Genomic DNA, 16,360 nt, shown 5'->3' on the forward strand with positions numbered 1-16,360 from the left:
GCCTGGTGAGCGTGTATCTGCAGCAGGATCGCGCGCTTAACTTATGCCTTCAACGGCACCAGACGCGGCGCGATCATGTTTTCCGGGCGGAGGATGTCGGCCAGCATCGACTCGTCGAGCAGGCCTTCTTCACGTACCAGCTCCAGTACGCCGCGGCCGCTTTCCAGGGCGATGCGGGCGATACGGGTAGCATTCTCGTAGCCGATATAGGGATTCAGCGCGGTGATCAGGCCGATCGAGCTTTCCACCAGTTCGCGGCAGCGTGCTTCGTTGGCGCTGATGCCGACGATGCAATGCTCGCGCAGCATGTCCATGGCTCGGTGCAGCAGGCGGATCGAGTCGAAGATCTTGTAGGCGATCAGCGGCTCCATCACGTTCAGTTGCAGTTGGCCGCCTTCGGCCGCCATGGTCAGGGCCAAGTCGTTGCCGATCACTTCGAAGGCCACCTGATTGACCGCTTCCGGAATCACCGGGTTGACCTTGCCCGGCATGATCGAGCTGCCCGGCTGACGCGGCGGCAGGTTGATTTCGTTGATGCCGGTGCGCGGGCCGCTGGAGAGCAGGCGCAGGTCGTTGCAGATCTTCGATAGCTTCACCGCGGTGCGTTTGAGCATGCCGGAGAACAGCACGAAGGCGCCCATGTCCGAGGTGGCTTCGATCAAGTCGGCGGCCGGGACCAGCGGCTGGCCGCTGATGATCGCCAGGCGCTCGACTGCCAGATGCTGATAACCGGGGTCAGCGTTGATGCCGGTGCCGATCGCGGTGCCGCCCAGGTTCACTTCGGTGAGCAGTTCCGGCGCCAGGCTTTTCAGGCGCGCCAGGTCTTCGCCGAGGGTGGTGGCGTAGGCGCGGAATTCCTGGCCGAGGGTCATCGGCACGGCGTCTTGCAGCTGGGTGCGACCCATCTTCAGCACATGGGCGAACTCTTCACCCTTGGCGGCGAAGGCCTGGATCAGGCTGTCGAGGCTGGCCAGCAGGGTGTCGTGGCCGAGCAGCAAGCCGAGGCGGATGGCGGTCGGGTAGGCGTCGTTGGTCGACTGCGCCATGTTCACGTCGTTGTTCGGGTGCAGGTATTGGTACTCACCCTTGGCGTGGCCCATGGCCTCCAGCGCCAGGTTGGCGATCACCTCGTTGGCGTTCATGTTGGTCGAGGTGCCGGCGCCGCCTTGAATCATGTCCACCACGAACTGCTCGTGGAATTCACCACGGATCAGCCGCGCGCAGGCTTCGCTGATCGCCGCATGCTTGGCCACGCTGAGGTGGCCGAGTTCGCGGTTGGCGTCGGCGGCGGCCTGTTTGACCATCGCCAGGGCGATCACCAGTTTCGGGTAATGCGACAGCGTCACGCCAGATAGACGGAAGTTATGCACGGCACGCAAGGTCTGAATGCCGTAATAGGCTTCAGCCGGAACTTCGAGGGTGCCAAGCAGGTCTTTTTCGACGCGGAAGGATGCAGCAGCAGACATGATGTCAGTCATCTCAGGGTAGGCACGGACTAGGCCGCGATGCCGATTAGACTAGGCTTGAGCTTTGCATCAGGCCAATGCTGTTAAACGCTGCCCTATACCGAATCGGCATAGTGTTGGTGTGACGCTGTCTCGTTGGCGAGCGTATAGATTGCAGTGATAACGGCCGAGGAGGCCCGTGGTGAACCTCGAAATGAAATGGCTGGAGGACTTCAGTGCCCTGGCCGCGACCCACAGCTTTTCCCAGGCGGCCGAGAAGCGTTTTGTCACTCAGCCAGCTTTCAGCCGGCGGATTCGCAACCTGGAAGAAACCTTGGGACTGACCCTGGTCAACCGTGCCCGCACGCCGGTGGAGCTGACCGAGGCCGGGCAACTGTTCCTGGTCACCGCGCGCAGCGTGATCGAGCAGCTCGGTGATGTGGTGCGCCATCTGCATCATCTGGAAGGTCAGCAAGGCGAGGTGTTGCAGTTCGCCGCTGCGCATTCGCTGGCGCTGGGTTTCTTCCCGCCATGGATCGCGCGCTTGCGCAACGAGGGTTTGAATATCGCCAGCCGCTTGGTGGCGACCAACGTAGGCGAGGCGGTACACGCGCTGCGCGAAGGCGCCTGCGATCTGATTCTGGCCTTCTACGACCCAGATGCGGCCTTGCAGATGGACCCGGAAATTTTCCCCTCCCTACACTTGGGGCGCACCGAGATGTTGCCGGTCTGCGCGGTCGGCACGAATGGCCAGGCCTTGTTCGACCTGGAGAGCGGCCAGAGCGTGCCACTGCTGGCTTACAGCGCGGGCGCTTTCCTTGGGCGGTCGGTGAATCTGCTGCTGCGCCAGCGGGGTTTGCGTTCGACGACGGTGTACGAGACGGCGATGGCCGATAGCCTGAAGAGCATGGCGTTGCAGGGTTTGGGAGTGGCCTGGGTGCCGCGTCTGAGCATCACCGCCGAACTGGCTCGCGGTGAACTGGTGGAGTGCGGCGGCCCCCAGTGGCATGTGCCGCTGGAAATTCGCCTGTACCGCTGCGCGCTGGTGCGCAAGGCGTCGGTGCGCCTGCTGTGGCGCAAGCTCGAGGGCGGGGCGGGGAGTGCGTAGGTTGGTGCTGAGCCGAAGGCGATGCCCAACAACCGGCCTGCAAGGCTGGGGCTTTTAGGTGGTTGCTGAGCGCCGGGAGTCGCGGGCGACTCCCTGTTGGGCATCACTGCGTTCAGCGCCAACCTACGTTTTTTAAGTGTCGCGCCGGGCGCTGGACGGACGGTCGCAGCGGATACTCGCCAGCCCAGGCTTTGCGGTATACTGCGCGGCCTTTGGCCGGCCTCGCACCGGCCCTGGTCTTTCACACAGAAAGCCATTCGCCAACAAGCCACGCCTGGTCTCCAGCGTGGCTTGTTAGCTTTTGCCGCGCCTGCGGGCGCCCAATGAAGAAGAGGCACGACGATGAGCGCACTGGTTGGCGTGATCATGGGCTCCAAGTCCGACTGGTCCACCCTTAGCCACACCGCCGAAATGCTGGACAAACTGGGCATTCCCTACGAGGTCAAGGTGGTTTCTGCCCACCGTACCCCGGACTTGCTCTTCCAGTACGCCGAACAGGCGGACGCACGCGGCATCCAGGTGATCATCGCCGGTGCCGGTGGCGCAGCCCACTTGCCGGGCATGTGCGCCGCCAAGACGCACTTGCCGGTGCTTGGTGTGCCGGTGCAGTCGTCGATGCTCTCGGGCGTCGATTCACTGCTGTCGATCGTGCAGATGCCCGCGGGCATTCCGGTCGCTACCCTGGCCATCGGCAAAGCCGGCGCGGTCAATGCTGCACTGCTGGCGGCGAGCATCCTCGGCCACCAGCATCCGCAGTTCCATGCCGCGCTGAAGCAGTTCCGCACTGAGCAGACGGATAGCGTGCTGGACAATCCAGACCCACGTGAGGCCTGAGAGCCCCTTCCATCAGGGCTGCGACGCGGCGCAGTTGAGCGCCGTCCGCTGCTCGGAATGCTCATTTACTCGCGTGTAAACTCCGCTTCCTGCGCTGCGTGCGCCGCTCAACTGCTTGGTCTCGCCACCTACTGAAAGGGGCTCTATAAATGAAAATCGGTGTAATCGGTGGCGGCCAGCTGGGTCGTATGTTGGCTCTGGCGGGCACTCCGCTAGGGATGAATTTCGCCTTCCTCGACCCGGCGCCGGATGCTTGCGCCGCCGCCCTCGGCGAGCATATCCGCGCCGATTACAGCGACCAGGATCACCTGCGTCAGTTGGCCGACGAAGTGGATCTGGTGACCTTCGAGTTCGAGAGCGTGCCGGCGGAAACCGTGGCCTTCCTCTCGCAGTTCGTGCCGGTCTACCCGAGCGCTGAAGCGCTGCGCATCGCCCGTGACCGCTGGTTCGAAAAGAGCTTGTTCAAGGAGCTCGGCATCCCCACGCCGGAGTTTGCCGACATTCAGTCGCAGGCGGATCTCGACGCCGCCGTCGCCCGTATCAGCCTGCCGGCGGTGCTGAAAACCCGCACCCTCGGCTACGACGGCAAGGGCCAGAAGGTCCTGCGCAAAGCGGCCGATGTGACCGGTGCCTTCGCCGAACTGGGCAGCGTGCCGTGCCTGCTTGAAGGTTTCGTGTCGTTTAGCGGCGAAGTCTCGCTGGTCGCCGTGCGCGCACGCGATGGCGAAACGCGCTTCTATCCGCTGGTGCATAACACCCACGAGAACGGCATTCTCTGCTTGTCCATCGCCAGCAGCGCGCATCCGTTGCAGGCGCTGGCGGAAGACTATGTTGGCCGGGTGCTGACCAAGCTCGACTATGTCGGCGTGCTGGCGTTCGAATTTTTCGAAGTCGACGGTGGCCTCAAGGCCAACGAAATCGCCCCGCGCGTGCACAACTCCGGGCACTGGACTATCGAAGGCGCCGAGTGCAGCCAGTTCGAAAACCATCTGCGCGCCGTCGCCGGCCTACCGCTGGGCTCGACTGAGAAAGTCGGGGAAAGCGCCATGCTCAACTTCATCGGCGAGGTGCCGGACGTTGCCAAGGTGATCAGCATTGAAGACTGCCACCTGCACCACTACGGCAAGGCCTTCAAGGTGGGGCGTAAAGTCGGTCACGCCACCCTGCGCAGCGCCGACCGCGCCACGCTGGACCGGCAGATCACCGCGGTTGAAACGCTGATCGGCAAAGCCTGAGCCCGACCTTCTTTAGAAAAGGCCGGATTGCCGCTAGGCGCGTGTAGATGGAACCTCCGTGGCGCTCACTCGTCTGATGGCAAGGTGCCCGAGCCACGACTAGGCTCAGGCACTAGAACCCGCTCAAGCTCTGCGTCGCTCGCGACGACCTTGAACAGGCTCTTAGCCAATCACACGGAGGGAATGCTATGGGCATCATCGGAACCATCATCATCGGCTTGTTGGCCGGCTTGGTCGCACGCTTCCTCAAACCCGGCGACGACAGCATGGGCTGGATCATGACCATCCTGCTCGGCATCGGCGGCTCGCTGGCAGCCACCTACGGCGGCCAAGCACTGGGTTTCTACCAGGCCGGGCAGGCTGCCGGGTTTATCGGCGCGGTAGTCGGTGCCGTCATCCTGTTGGTGCTCTACAGCGTGGTCAAAAAGAGCTAAATCTCTCTGGCTCAGCCCTCTCCCGCCAGGGAGGGGTGCTGGCAACATGCCGCACGCATACCTGTGAGTCTTACCCCGTTTTTCCTTCGAGCTTTGCCATGCGCCGTTTGCTTCTGATGACCCTGTTGCTGCTCAGCGGCCTTGCCCACGCCGAACTGCCGGAAACCGACTGGCTCGAGCTGATGCCCAACTCCGACCAGAAAGCCCTTGAGGCCATGCCGGAGATCAGCCACGACACACCCGAGGCGAATGGCACTTTCAACGGCAAGGGCGGGCTAAAGCAGGAAAAAGGCTTGCCGGCGGTCATGTACTCGGCCAAGACCGTGTCCGCCATGAACGGCAAACAGATCCGCCTCGGCGGCTATCCCGTGCCACTGGAAACCGACGGCAAAGGCCGCAGCACCCTATTCTTCCTCGTCCCTTACCCTGGTGCCTGCATCCACGTCCCGCCACCGCCACCCAACCAACTGGTACTGGTGCGCTACCCCAAGGGCTTGAAACTGGACGACATCTACACCCCACTCTGGGTGAGCGGCACGCTGAAGGTCGAGCAGGTCAGTAATGATCTGGCCGATGCGGCGTATGCGCTGGATGCGAGCAAGGTGCGGGTGGTAGTGGACACCGATCTGTAGCCAGCCGATCACTCGGTTTCGCTGAAGGTCGCAGCACTTTCCAAAACCACATCGGCAAAAAACAACTCAGTCGGGGGGCCAAAACCAGCAGATCCCCCCATCGGCGGACAAGGCTTCGCGGCGTCATGACACGCCTACCAACGCAACGCGAAGGCATTGTCCGCCCCCAACTGGATGCTACAGCCCAGGCGTGCGCACTCGCGCGACAGGGTGTCGTGCAGCCATTGACGGTCATCCCCTTCGGCACGGCAGATGCGAAAGCGGCGGAGGCGGGTGGGTATCAGGTCGAGCGACTGCAGGCGCCCGCTCGGGTCCAGCGCGGCGAAATACATAAGCCCCAGGTCGCCGCGAAAGGCTGTGTGGCCCTCGATGCCTTCGTAATCGTTCAGCAGATCACCGCAGCCATAGAGAATCAGGTGTTCGCGGTACACCTCGATGCCTTTGATGTGGTGTGAGGAATGCCCGTGCACCAGATCGACTCCGGCCTTGTCGATTAAGGCATGGGCGAACCGGACCTGCTCCTGCGGGATATCGAACCCCCAGTTGCCACCCCAGTGAATGGAGGCGACCACCAGATCCCCCGGGCTTTTACCCTCGAGAATTCGTTTGGCCACAGGGCGCAGGCTTTGCCTCGACAGATCCTCCAGCCGCGCGACGCCCGCATGCCTATCTGTGGCGACCCAGTCCGGTGGAATGCCGCTGTCGGGTGTACCGAGGCCGTACACCAGCAAGCGCCGCCCGCCAGGCTGCGGCAGCACGGCGGGCGCTTCGGCAGATTGCCGGTCGTGCCCGGCGCCGGCGCTGCACATGCCGTTGCTCGATAGTGTATCCAGCGTCTCGGCCAGGCCGGCTGTCCCCCAGTCAAGCACATGGTTGTTGGCCAGCACGCAGCAGTCGATGCCGGCTGCGCTGATGGCCGGGAAGTTCTCCGGGCTCATGCGGTAATTGATGCCCTTTTGCTCCGGTCGGCCGTGGCGGGACACCGCAGTTTCCAGATTGATGATGCGTACCTGTGGCTGGCGAAGTCCGAACTCATCCAGCGCATCGCCCCAGACATAGGTGAAATCGACTGGGTGCGGAATCGAGCCATTGAGTCTTTCTGCCAGCTGGACGTAAACGCCGGCATTCTTGACGTAGGCTTCGTAAAGTCGCGGATCGCCAGGGTGCGGCAGCACTGAGTCGATGCCGCGAGCGGTCATGACGTCGCCGGCGAGAAACAGCTTCAGCGTATCGGTCACAACTGCCATGGGCACCCTCCCGATTAGCTCACCTGCGGCCCCATCACAACGATAATCACGCCTTAACTATAGCTAGCCAGCCGGCCGCCTCTTCAGTGCATCCAGAGTCAGACTAAAAGAGGGGCGTACCCTTTGAGCGCGTCGGTGAGCACCGACATAAAGAAAAAGGTTCTTCACGGATTGCCGGGGGGCATGGGGGCTAACACCGGATCGGCAAGATGGTGCTGTCTTGTCGTTTGGTGTCATTGGGCGCTTGCCGTGCTGGCTGACAGTCCGGTTTCGCCCTGCTGGGCGAGTTTCTTTTGGCATTGCCCCAAAAGAAACCAAAAGGTCTAGCCCCGGCATCCGGCCCGCCTGCGGCGGGTTCCCTCTCTCCATCGTCGCTCCGGGGGTACGCCGCGAAGGGCCGTCCCTGGCCCATCGCGGCTCTCGCGGCATCCCTGCCGCTCAACCCCCTCCACAACGATTCCGTTCGGCCTCCTGAAGGGGCTCTGTCCCCGCCCCACTTTTTGTCTCAAATCCACCAGGCAGCTGTTGGCACCAGGTAGTTTTAAAAAAAACTTGCAGGCGACACCCCGGGGCCCCGTCAGGAGGCCGAGTGGAGGTACTGCGCAGGGGGACGCGAGGCAGGACGCCGAGCGAGGCACGATGGGACAGGGACGTCCCTTCGTGGCGTGCCCCCGGAGCAGTGCCGAAGCGAGGGCAGTCGGAGCGCAGCGAAGACCCGGATGCCGGGGGGCGCTTTCTTTTGCTTACTTTTCTTTGTGCAAAACAAAGAAAAGTGAGGCGCCCGAGGGGGCGCAACCAGAAGCATCAGCCAGCGCGCTAAAAGGCCCGGGCACTGCTTCAAGGCCAACAAACAGCAAGGCTCTTGCAACTATCTTGCCTATCCGGTGTGAGCCACCATCCCGGAATTTCGTGAAGAATCAAGAAAAGGGGCGCCTCGTGCGCCCCCTTATCCATCAAGGCAACGCTCGTTACCTCGGTTGTGCCACCACGCGCAGATAGGGTTTCAGCGTCTTGAAGCCCTGCGGGTATTTCTTCCGGGCCTCCTCGTCGGACACCGAGGTGGGAATGATCACATCCTCGCCCGGCTTCCAGTTCACCGGGGTGGCGACGGTGTGCTTGGCGTTCAACTGCAATGAATCGAGCAGGCGCAAGACTTCGTCGAAGTTGCGCCCGGCGCTCATCGGATAGACCAGCATCGCCTTGACCTTCTTGTCCGGGCCGATGATGAACACCGAGCGCACCGTGGCGTTGTCCACGGCGGTGCGCGCTCCGCCGCTGGCATTCGGGTGGATCATGTCGTAGAGCTTCGCCACCACCAGATTCTCATCGCCGATCATCGGATAGTTGACCGCATGGCCCTGGGTCTCCTGGATGTCGCCGACCCAGGCTCGGTGGTCGCTGACCGGGTCGACGCTGAGCCCGACTATCTTGGTGTCGCGTTTGTCGAACTCCGGCTTGAGCTTGGCCATATAACCGAGCTCGGTGGTGCAGACAGGGGTGAAATCCTTCGGATGCGAGAACAGGATGGCCCAGTGGTTGCCGATCCACTCGTGGAAGCGGAGGGTCCCTTCAGTGCTTTCGGCGGTGAAATCCGGCGCTTCGTCGCCAATGCGAATGGCCATGGTCGACCTCCTTGCAGGTGATGGAGATGGGGTGGTTGCCGACGCTGCGGCAGTCGTTCCGACCAGGCTGGCGTAGCCGCGTCGAACCTGTCGGCGCGAAACAGTATAGGCCCCTTAGCGCAGTGCGCCCGCTCGGCTGATGGGTGTCCGCGGTTCGCCGGACTTCCCATTCTCTTGCAGCGCCATCCTGGTGTTCAGCCGACTTCCTGGCTCAACCAGTCGAAGAACGCCTTGACCGGCGGGTGGCGCTCGCGACCGGGGACGCAGAGGGCAGTGTAGCCCGCGCCGGGCACGGTCACTTCGGGGCGATAGGGCAGCAGCAGGCCATTGTCGAGGCTCTCCGAGACAAGGATCGAACTGGCCAGCACCAGGCCCTGGCCGGCGATGGCCGCCTGTAGGGCGTAATGCTCCTCGTCGTATTCGCGCAGGGTCGCCTGCTCCAGCAGCCGCTCCTCGCCCGCCGCTGCACACCAGGCCTTCCAACTCCGGTCATAGAGGGCGGAATTGCGCCAGCGCACGGTGATCAGGGTTGGGGTCGTTTGCTCTGCACTGGCGACCAGGGCCGGAGCGCCGTAGACGGCGAAACGCTCGTCCAGCAGGCATTGGCTGTGCAGCTTGGGGTAGTCGGCGAAGCCATAGCGGAGCACCAAATCGACGCTGGCATCCTGATGCAGGTCCAGCAGTGCGGTGCTGGTGTCGAGGCGCAGGTTGATGCCGGGGTGCGCAGCGTAGAAACGCCCCAGACGGGGGATCAGCCAGAGTGCGGCGAAGGCTGGCGTGGTCGACAGGGTCAGGCTGCCCGTGCTGCGTTGCGGGCGCAGGCTGTCGAGGGTCTGGGCCATGTCGAGAAAGGCGCCGTGCAGACTGTGGAACAGCCTTTCGCCACCTTCGGTGAGGCGCACGCAGCGGGGTAAACGCTCGAAAAGCGGGACGCCCAGCCAGCTCTCCAGCGACTTGATCTGATGGGAGACCGCCGTGGGGGTGACAGCAAGCTCCTGCGCTGCGGCCTTGAAGCTCAGCTGGCGGGCGGCCGACTCGAAGGTTCGGAGCGCGGTCAACGGCAGGGCGGCGAACATGCGGGCGTCCTCGGGTGAATTGAATTCATCCGGATAAAGTAATCCTCATTTGTCCGATACCGCCAGGGCGAATAGCTTGGCTCCTGTGGTTTCAAGAGGCCTCAAGCGTTTGGCGAGGCCGTTCAGGCAGGAGAAAGCGATGAAAAAAATTCTGGCGGTTCAGGGTAGCCCACGGGGTGAACGTTCCCATTCACGGCGTCTGGTCGAGGCTTTCCTACAGGCCTACGCGGCCGAACAGGGCGATACGCAGTTGCTGCGGCGCGAGGTGGGCCGGGCGGACCTGCCGCATATCAGCGAGGCCTGGATCGCCGCGGCCTTCCATCCCCAACCCGATCAACGGCCGCTGGCCATGCAGGCCGATCTGGCGCTGAGCGATGAGCTGGTCGACGAACTGTTCGCCGCCGACCGGCTGGTGATCTCGGCGCCCATGTACAACTTCGGCATCCCCAGTGGGCTGAAGGCCTGGGTCGATCAGATCGTGCGGATCGGCCGCACCTTCGACTTCACCCCGGATGATCCCGAGAGCCAGTACAAGCCGCGTGTGCTGGGCAAGAAGGCGCTGATCGTCACCACTCGTGGCGATCGCGGTTACGGATCGGGCGGGGTGAATGCGCACCTGAATCATGCGGATGTCTATCTGCGTGCGGTGCTGGGCCTTATCGGCATCATCGACGTGACGGTCATAGCGGTGGAAAACGACGAGTTCGGCGGGCTGGCTTTCGAAGCGTCCTTCCGGGCCGCGGAGAGTGCCCTGGCTGAGCTCGCCGCCCGCTTCTGAGGAGAAAGAACATGTCCTGGTTATTTCTGCTGGTCGCGGCGGTATTCGAGGTGGTGTTCGCCCTCAGCATGAAATATGCGGCCGGCTTCACCCGTCTGTGGCCGAGTCTATTGACCGTGCTGGCGGCGGTTGGCGGAATCTACTTCCTCACCCTGGCGATGCGCGAGCTGCCCGTGAGCATCGCCTATCCGTTGTGGACAGCCGTGGGTACGCTGGGGACGGTCGTGCTGGGGGCGTTATTGCTCGGCGAGTCCTTCACCCCCGTCAAGCTGCTCTCGGTTGCCTTGATCGTCGCGGGAGTGGCGGGGCTGAAATGAGTCGAACGGTGATCACTCGGCCGCTATCCAGGCCGGGGACGGTCCGCATGACCGCGCGACGGGGGTTGCCGAAGCTGCTTGATCAGCTTCGGCAACCGACTCGACTCTGACACTATTCCATTCATACCGGACATGCCGATTCAGGGTGGCAAGGGCCGTAATTATCCGTTGCTCAACGGCTCCGCCCACAACGTCACCGCCATGCTCTGCTGTTCGCCGGCGGCGAGCTGCAGTACATCGTCCAACACGTTCGCGGTTTCGATGCAGAGCATGCGTTGCCAGGCGTCATCGGCGAACTGGCTGAGGCGTTGGGCTTTGTCGATCCATGGGTTCCACAGCACGGCTGAGTGCGAGCCGCTGGTGTGTAGCTGAATCCGTCGCTTCCAGCCGGGGTCGAGGATGCTGAGTTGGGCCGGGGTATTCAGGTAGATACGATCCGTCTCGCCGCGAAAGTGCAGGGCGCCGCTTTGTTGGCAGGGCAGCCAGCTTTCGAGTGTTTCGATGTAGTGGGTGCCGGCTAAGCCTTCGACGCTGGCTTGCCGGATGTCGCTGACGGCGAAGTAGGTGTGCAGCGCTTGGCTCAGGGCGACCGGGGTGTCGCCCAGGTTATGGCTGGTCAGGCTTAGGCTCAGGCGGTCGTCGAGGTGGATGCTTAGTTGCAGTTCGACCGCGTGAGGCCAGCCCGGCAGGCTGTCATGCGCTGAGCTAAAGGTGAAGTCCAGGCGCACGGCTGAATCTTCGGTGTCGATGCCGAGCAACTCCCAGTCCAGCCCGCGCACTGGACCGTGGGCCGGCACGCCGATTCTGCCGCCTTGGTGCATCGCCTGTACGCTGGGCGGGTTGCGCGCCAGGTCGCCAAACCAGGGCCAGCACACCGGCACTCCGCCGCGTACCGATTGGCCCTTCTTATAGGCCGCTTGTTCGCTGAGCCAGATCAGTGGCGGCTCGCCATGTTGTTGGTAACTCAGCACCTGCGCGCCTTGCTGCGCCACCAGCAGCTCCGCCTGCTCGGTGCGCACCCGCCAGCAGACCAGTTCGTCCAGCTCCACGCGCTCGACTTGTGGGGTGGTTTTTTCACTGTTCATGGCAGGACTCCGCAAGATGGCTATGGGGAAAGGGTGGCACAGTTTCCGGGGATATTTCGACGCCGTATCGCCGCCGTGGCAAGGAAATTTGTTGAGCTGGCAACGGTTCGCGGAAGCAGTTGCGAGCAAGAACAAATCTCATTCGTCATTAATCTGACACTCGTCCGAATACAGTCAGATTAATGACGTTCTGCGTTGTGCTTTTGTCCTGCTGACCTAGGCTGAAGCCGAGTGGGGAGGAGGTTCAGCACATGCGCAAATTGTTGATTGGCTCGTCGATCCTGGCCTGCCTGGTGGTATTGGGCGGCTGGTTGAATCGTCCGCAGCCGTTGCCTGTCAGGCTGTTGGACGTTGAGCGTGGGCCGGTGGAGACGCTGGTGGCCAACACTCGCGCGGGTACTCTGAAATCCTGCCGGCGTTCGCATCTGTCCTTCAATGTCGGCGGCCAGGTTGCCGAGTTGCTGATCGGCGAGGGGCAGCGGGTCCAGCAAGGCCAGGTGCTCATGCGCCTGCGGCAGGACGAACAGCAGGCCCGGCTGCAGGAGGCCGAGGCGCGTCTGGAGGCCCAACGCAACGCCCGCGAACAGCGCTGCCAACAGGCTCACCTGGACCAGCGCGACCTCAATCGCCTGCGCCACCTGGCTGACCGCAAGCTGGTTGCCGCTGATCGCCTGGATCAGGCCGAAACCAAGGCTAACTTGGCAAAGTTGATGTGCAGTGCCAGCGCTGTGCTGATCCGCGAGGCCGACGCCAGTTTGCAACTGCAGCGCTCGCTGCTGGATCAGGCGACCCTGCGCGCGCCCTTCGCCGGCATAGTTGCAGAGATCAACGGTGAGCTCGGCGAGTTCGTCACTCCTTCGCCGCCGGGTATTCCTACACCGCCGGCGGTCGACCTGATCGATGACAGCTGCCTGTATGTAGAGGCGCCGATCGATGAGGTGGACGCTGCGCGGGTGCGCCCTGGGACAGCCGTACGGATCAGCCTGGATGCCTTCCGCGGCCAGCATTTCGCCGGCCGCGTCAGCCGCATCGCCCCCTATGTGCGTGACCTGGAGAAGCAGGCGCGCACCGTCGATGTCGAAGTGCGCTTCGACCAGCCGCCGGCCGATCTGGCCCTACTCACCGGCTATAGCGCCGACGTCGAGATCCTCTTGGAGCAGCGCGCCAATGCTTTGCGCATCCCCACCGAGACTCTGCTGGAGGGGCAACACGTGCTGCGCTATGACCCAAGCGCCCGGGTGCTGCGCGAAGTGACCGTGAAAACCGGGCTGAGCAACTGGCGCTGGACCGAGGTGCTCGGAGGGCTGGACGAGGGCACGCGTATTGTCGCCAGCCTCGACCAGGAAGGGCTCAAGGATACTGTGGCGGTGATCCCGGAGGACGCCGCGGAACCTGAGCAATGATCCGCCTGCGCGGCGGGAGCCGCAGCTTCCAACTGGGCGAGCAGCAGGTAATGGGGCTGGACGGATTGGATCTGGACATTGCCGCCGGTGACTATATGGCGGTGATGGGGCCGTCGGGTTCGGGTAAGTCGACCTTGCTGAATATCCTCGGCTTGCTCGATGCGCCGAGCGCCGGCGAGTACTGGCTGCAGGGCGAGGCCACGGCGACGCTGAGCGAAGCGCGGCGCGCCCAGTTGCGCAGCCAACTGATCGGGTTCGTGTTCCAGTCCTACCACCTGATCGCGCGGTTGACGGTGCTGGAAAACATCGAGCTGCCGATGGTCCTCGCCGGCATCGACGCGGCGCAACGGCGCAAGCGCAGCAGCGAACTGGTGGCGCGTCTGGGGCTGGGCGACCGCATTGCCCACCGCCCGGCTGAGCTGTCCGGTGGCCAGCGCCAGCGCGTTGCCATCGCCCGGGCGATGGTCATGCAACCTGCGCTGCTGTTGGCCGATGAGCCCACCGGCAACCTCGACAGCCATGCCGGAGCCGAGGTCTTCACTCTGCTCGAGGAGCTCAACGCCGAAGGGCTGACCCTGATCGTGGTGACCCACGACGACAGCTTGGGCGCCCGCGCGCAGCGGCAGTTGCACATGCGCGACGGGCGGATTGTCAGTACTTCGCCGCAGCGGGCGCTGGCCTGATGCGCACCGCCGATACCCTGGGCTTCTGGCTCGGTGCTTTGCGTGGGCACCGCTCGCGGAGCCTGATGCTGCTCCTGGCCATCGCTATCGGGGTGGTTGCGGTCAATCTGCTCACCGGCCTTGGCGCGGGTGCGCGGGCCTTCGTCCTTAACGAGTTCTCGCTGCTCGGGCGCGACATCCTGATCGTTTTCCCGGGTCGCAAGGAGACCACTGGGCGCATGCCGCCGCTCACCGGCCTGACGCCGCACGAGTTGACCTTGCAAGATGTCCAGGCCATCACCCATCTGCCGGGCATCCGCCGGGTCGCGCCACTACAGGCCGGGCAGATGGAGGTGATCGTCGGCAACCGCAATCGTGAGGTGCTGACCCTGGGCACCACCCGGGACTTCTTCGCCATTCGCCAACTGACGGTCGTCCAGGGCCAGCCCCTGCCGGTGCTGGACCCGGAGCAAGCCGAGGCTGTCTGCGTGATCGGCGGCAAACTCAGGCGTGAGCTATTCGGTGCGCGTCCGGCCCTGGGTGAATGGTTGCGCGCCGGCGACCGACGCTTCCGGGTGGTCGGCATCCTCAGTGAGCGTGGTGAATCGCTGGGGATGGATTTCGCTGAAATGTTGATCATCCCGGTGGCCAGTGCCCAGGCCTTGTTCAACCGCGAGGGGTTGCTGCGGGTGTTCGTCGAGGTGCATGGGCCGAGTTTTCTGGACAGCAGCAAGCGGCTGATACTCGCCGCGCTCAAGGAACGCCACGAGGGTGAGGAAGACATCACCCTGATCAGCCAGGACAGCCTGCTCGCCGCCTTCGACGAGATTCTCGCGGTGCTGACCCTGGCGGTGGCCGGGATTGCCGCGATCAGCCTGCTGGTGGCGGGCATCCTGATCATGAACGTGACCTGGATTGCGGTGAGCCAGCGCACCGCCGAGATCGGCCTGCTCAAGGCCATCGGCGTGACGGCGGCGCAGTTGCGCCTGCTGTTCCTCGGCGAGGTGGCACTGCTCGCCCTAATGGGAGCGCTGGCGGGGCTATTGCTGGCCGAAACGCTGCTCTGGTTGGGGCGCCTGGCATTCGATCTGCCGCTTTACGCACCCTGGTGGGCGCGGGTTAGCGCGGTGCTGCTGGCGCTCGGCACGGCGGTGCTGTTCGCCTGGCTGCCGGCTGGTCAGGCCTCGGCGCTGGAACCGGTGGCTGCGCTACGTCCGCCGGGAGCGCACTGATGCGCTGGCAAGATGGTTTCCGGCTGACCAGCACGGCGCTGACCTGTCGACCGTTGCGCAGCCTGCTGACCCTGCTCGGGGTGGCAATCGGGATCGCTGCCGTGGCGCTGCTCACGGCCATCGGCGAAGGCGTGCGCGGCTATGTGCTGGAGAATTTCTCGCAGTTCGGTACACGGATCATCACCGTTCGCCCGGGCAAGACGCAGACCAGTGGCCTCGGCGGCCTGCTCGGCAGCGTACGGCCACTGACCATCAGTGATGCCGACGCGCTGCGGCGCTTGCCGCATGTCGAGGCGGCGGTGCCGATCATTCAGGGCAGCGGGGATATCCAGTTCGGTCAACTGAGCCGACGCAGCGACATTCTTGGAGGCGGCCATCAGCTGGCGCAGGCCTGGCGCATGAAGCTGAGCCTGGGCGAGTTTCTGCCCGTGGCCCGTGACGGTCGGTCGCCACCCTATGTGGTGCTCGGCCATAAGCTGCGTGTCGAGCTGTTCGGCGCACGCAATCCGCTGGGCGAGCTGATCCGCGTCGGCGGCGTACGTTTCAGGGTGATCGGCGTGATGGAGGAGAAGGGCCAGTTGCTCGGCTTCAACCTCGACGATATCGCCTACATCCCGGTGGATTGGGCGGAAAGCCTGTTCAACCGAACCGGGGTGGTCAAAATCCATATGGTGTTCGGTGCCGGCACCACTTCGCGGGCGTTGAGCCGGCAGATTCGCCAGGTTCTCAGCGAACGGCACGGCGAGGAGGACTTCAGCCTGACCACCCAGGACGACATGCTCCGCAGTTTCAACCGCGTCCTCGGCACCCTGACCTTGGCTATCGGTGCCTTGGGGGGCATATCCCTGTTGGTCGGTGCCGTCGGCATTCTCACGATCATGACCACCACGGTGGGCGAGCGCACGGCGGAAATCGGTCTCTTGCGGGCGATTGGTGCCAGCCCGCGGCAGGTGCTCGGGCTGTTTCTCGCCGAGGCGACGCTGCTTTCCCTGGCAGGTGGTCTGCTTGGCTTGCTGTTGATGGGCCTGCTGCTCGGGCTACTGCACCTGGCCATGCCGAGCCTGCCCTTGTCGCTGCAGCCGCTGTTCCTGCTGCTGGCGCTGCTGCTGGCGGCGGTGATCGGCATTCTCGCCGGCCTGGCTCCGGCTCGACGGGCGGCCCGTCTGCATCCGGTGGCGGCGCTGCGCAGTGAATAGCGGCCTTTGCTGGGTAAGTAGCACCGTTCACGTAGGTTGGCGCTGAGCCGTAGG

Annotated in this window: 16 protein-coding genes; 11 read left to right on the top strand and 5 right to left on the bottom strand. The window is 63.8% G+C overall.

Going from position 1 to position 16,360, the window contains the following annotated elements; all coding sequences use genetic code 11:
- Positions 1–41 precede the first annotated feature (41 nt).
- On the bottom strand, positions 42–1,466 hold the full coding sequence (gene aspA / locus D3879_RS05895; protein ID WP_119953134.1) for an aspartate ammonia-lyase: 1,425 nt from the start codon (positions 1,464–1,466) through the stop codon (positions 42–44).
- 181 nt (positions 1,467–1,647) lie between these two features.
- On the opposite strand from aspA, the gene D3879_RS05900 reads away from it, so the two are divergent.
- The 5 genes from D3879_RS05900 (at position 1,648) to D3879_RS05920 (ending at position 5,688) form a co-directional block, all read left to right on the top strand.
- On the top strand, positions 1,648–2,553 hold the full coding sequence (locus D3879_RS05900; protein ID WP_119953135.1) for a LysR substrate-binding domain-containing protein: 906 nt from the start codon (positions 1,648–1,650) through the stop codon (positions 2,551–2,553).
- 342 nt (positions 2,554–2,895) lie between these two features.
- Positions 2,896–3,387, top strand: coding sequence for a 5-(carboxyamino)imidazole ribonucleotide mutase (purE, locus tag D3879_RS05905; RefSeq protein WP_119953136.1), 492 nt, complete (start codon positions 2,896–2,898; stop codon positions 3,385–3,387).
- 149 nt (positions 3,388–3,536) lie between these two features.
- Positions 3,537–4,622 carry a 5-(carboxyamino)imidazole ribonucleotide synthase gene (locus D3879_RS05910; RefSeq protein WP_119953137.1) on the top strand — a complete coding sequence of 362 codons (1,086 nt, stop codon included), beginning with the start codon at positions 3,537–3,539 and terminating at the stop codon, positions 4,620–4,622.
- A 188-nt stretch (positions 4,623–4,810) separates the two neighbouring features.
- A complete protein-coding gene (locus D3879_RS05915; protein WP_119953138.1) occupies positions 4,811–5,056 on the top strand; it encodes a GlsB/YeaQ/YmgE family stress response membrane protein in 246 nt (81 codons plus the stop codon).
- A 98-nt stretch (positions 5,057–5,154) separates the two neighbouring features.
- On the top strand, positions 5,155–5,688 hold the full coding sequence (locus D3879_RS05920; RefSeq protein ID WP_119953139.1) for a DUF3299 domain-containing protein: 534 nt from the start codon (positions 5,155–5,157) through the stop codon (positions 5,686–5,688).
- Positions 5,689–5,822: 134 nt separating this feature from the next.
- On the opposite strand, the gene D3879_RS05925 is transcribed toward D3879_RS05920, so the two are convergent.
- The 3 genes from D3879_RS05925 to D3879_RS05940 form a co-directional block, all read right to left on the bottom strand.
- Complete coding sequence (locus D3879_RS05925; RefSeq protein ID WP_119953140.1) at positions 5,823–6,935, bottom strand: CapA family protein; 1,113 nt, start codon at positions 6,933–6,935, stop codon at positions 5,823–5,825.
- 968 nt (positions 6,936–7,903) lie between these two features.
- Positions 7,904–8,557, bottom strand: coding sequence for a peroxiredoxin (locus D3879_RS05935; RefSeq protein ID WP_119953141.1), 654 nt, complete (start codon positions 8,555–8,557; stop codon positions 7,904–7,906).
- A 194-nt stretch (positions 8,558–8,751) separates the two neighbouring features.
- A complete protein-coding gene (locus tag D3879_RS05940; RefSeq protein WP_119953142.1) occupies positions 8,752–9,633 on the bottom strand; it encodes a LysR substrate-binding domain-containing protein in 882 nt (293 codons plus the stop codon).
- A 139-nt stretch (positions 9,634–9,772) separates the two neighbouring features.
- On the opposite strand from D3879_RS05940, the gene D3879_RS05945 reads away from it, so the two are divergent.
- Both D3879_RS05945 and D3879_RS05950 read left to right on the top strand, forming a co-directional pair.
- Positions 9,773–10,411 carry an FMN-dependent NADH-azoreductase gene (locus D3879_RS05945; RefSeq protein WP_119953143.1) on the top strand — a complete coding sequence of 213 codons (639 nt, stop codon included), beginning with the start codon at positions 9,773–9,775 and terminating at the stop codon, positions 10,409–10,411.
- 11 nt (positions 10,412–10,422) lie between these two features.
- A complete protein-coding gene (locus D3879_RS05950) occupies positions 10,423–10,728 on the top strand; it encodes a DMT family transporter (protein WP_119953144.1) in 306 nt (101 codons plus the stop codon).
- Positions 10,729–10,889: 161 nt separating this feature from the next.
- On the opposite strand, the gene D3879_RS05955 is transcribed toward D3879_RS05950, so the two are convergent.
- Entirely contained in the window at positions 10,890–11,813 is a 924-nt protein-coding gene (locus D3879_RS05955; protein ID WP_119953145.1) for a D-hexose-6-phosphate mutarotase, read from the bottom strand.
- Between the two features lie 251 nt (positions 11,814–12,064).
- Here D3879_RS05955 and D3879_RS05960 point away from each other — a divergent pair, with 251 nt between their 5' ends.
- The 4 genes from D3879_RS05960 to D3879_RS05975 are packed head-to-tail and all read left to right on the top strand — an operon-like array spanning position 12,065 to position 16,306.
- Positions 12,065–13,216 (top strand): efflux RND transporter periplasmic adaptor subunit, encoded by a 1,152-nt coding sequence (locus D3879_RS05960; protein ID WP_119953146.1) that lies wholly within the window; start codon positions 12,065–12,067, stop codon positions 13,214–13,216.
- On the top strand, positions 13,213–13,899 hold the full coding sequence (locus tag D3879_RS05965; protein ID WP_119953147.1) for an ABC transporter ATP-binding protein: 687 nt from the start codon (positions 13,213–13,215) through the stop codon (positions 13,897–13,899). Before D3879_RS05960 ends, D3879_RS05965 begins: the two co-directional genes overlap by 4 nt.
- On the top strand, positions 13,899–15,110 hold the full coding sequence (locus tag D3879_RS05970; protein ID WP_119953148.1) for an ABC transporter permease: 1,212 nt from the start codon (positions 13,899–13,901) through the stop codon (positions 15,108–15,110). The genes D3879_RS05965 and D3879_RS05970 overlap by 1 nt, the downstream gene beginning before the upstream one ends.
- On the top strand, positions 15,110–16,306 hold the full coding sequence (locus D3879_RS05975) for an ABC transporter permease (protein WP_119953149.1): 1,197 nt from the start codon (positions 15,110–15,112) through the stop codon (positions 16,304–16,306). Before D3879_RS05970 ends, D3879_RS05975 begins: the two co-directional genes overlap by 1 nt.
- Positions 16,307–16,360: the final 54 nt, after the last annotated feature.

It is taken from the genome of Pseudomonas cavernicola, assembly GCF_003596405.1.
Taxonomy (GTDB): Bacteria; Pseudomonadota; Gammaproteobacteria; order Pseudomonadales; family Pseudomonadaceae; genus Aquipseudomonas; species Aquipseudomonas cavernicola.

Excerpts from the sequence above, each read along its gene's own strand:
- D3879_RS05950 (WP_119953144.1), top strand. The coding sequence starts at position 10,423 with ATGTCCTGGTTATTTCTGCTGGTCGCGGCGGTATTCGAGGTGGTGTTC.
- D3879_RS05920 (WP_119953139.1), top strand. The coding sequence starts at position 5,155 with ATGCGCCGTTTGCTTCTGATGACCCTGTTGCTGCTCAGCGGCCTTGCC.
- D3879_RS05910 (WP_119953137.1), top strand. The coding sequence starts at position 3,537 with ATGAAAATCGGTGTAATCGGTGGCGGCCAGCTGGGTCGTATGTTGGCT.
- D3879_RS05915 (WP_119953138.1), top strand. The coding sequence starts at position 4,811 with ATGGGCATCATCGGAACCATCATCATCGGCTTGTTGGCCGGCTTGGTC.
- D3879_RS05970 (WP_119953148.1), top strand. The coding sequence starts at position 13,899 with ATGCGCACCGCCGATACCCTGGGCTTCTGGCTCGGTGCTTTGCGTGGG.
- D3879_RS05955 (WP_119953145.1), bottom strand. The coding sequence starts at position 11,813 with ATGAACAGTGAAAAAACCACCCCACAAGTCGAGCGCGTGGAGCTGGAC.
- D3879_RS05935 (WP_119953141.1), bottom strand. The coding sequence starts at position 8,557 with ATGGCCATTCGCATTGGCGACGAAGCGCCGGATTTCACCGCCGAAAGC.
- D3879_RS05975 (WP_119953149.1), top strand. The coding sequence starts at position 15,110 with ATGCGCTGGCAAGATGGTTTCCGGCTGACCAGCACGGCGCTGACCTGT.
- D3879_RS05945 (WP_119953143.1), top strand. The coding sequence starts at position 9,773 with ATGAAAAAAATTCTGGCGGTTCAGGGTAGCCCACGGGGTGAACGTTCC.
- D3879_RS05940 (WP_119953142.1), bottom strand. The coding sequence starts at position 9,633 with ATGTTCGCCGCCCTGCCGTTGACCGCGCTCCGAACCTTCGAGTCGGCC.
- D3879_RS05965 (WP_119953147.1), top strand. The coding sequence starts at position 13,213 with ATGATCCGCCTGCGCGGCGGGAGCCGCAGCTTCCAACTGGGCGAGCAG.
- purE (WP_119953136.1), top strand. The coding sequence starts at position 2,896 with ATGAGCGCACTGGTTGGCGTGATCATGGGCTCCAAGTCCGACTGGTCC.
- D3879_RS05925 (WP_119953140.1), bottom strand. The coding sequence starts at position 6,935 with ATGGCAGTTGTGACCGATACGCTGAAGCTGTTTCTCGCCGGCGACGTC.
- D3879_RS05960 (WP_119953146.1), top strand. The coding sequence starts at position 12,065 with ATGCGCAAATTGTTGATTGGCTCGTCGATCCTGGCCTGCCTGGTGGTA.
- aspA (WP_119953134.1), bottom strand. The coding sequence starts at position 1,466 with ATGTCTGCTGCTGCATCCTTCCGCGTCGAAAAAGACCTGCTTGGCACC.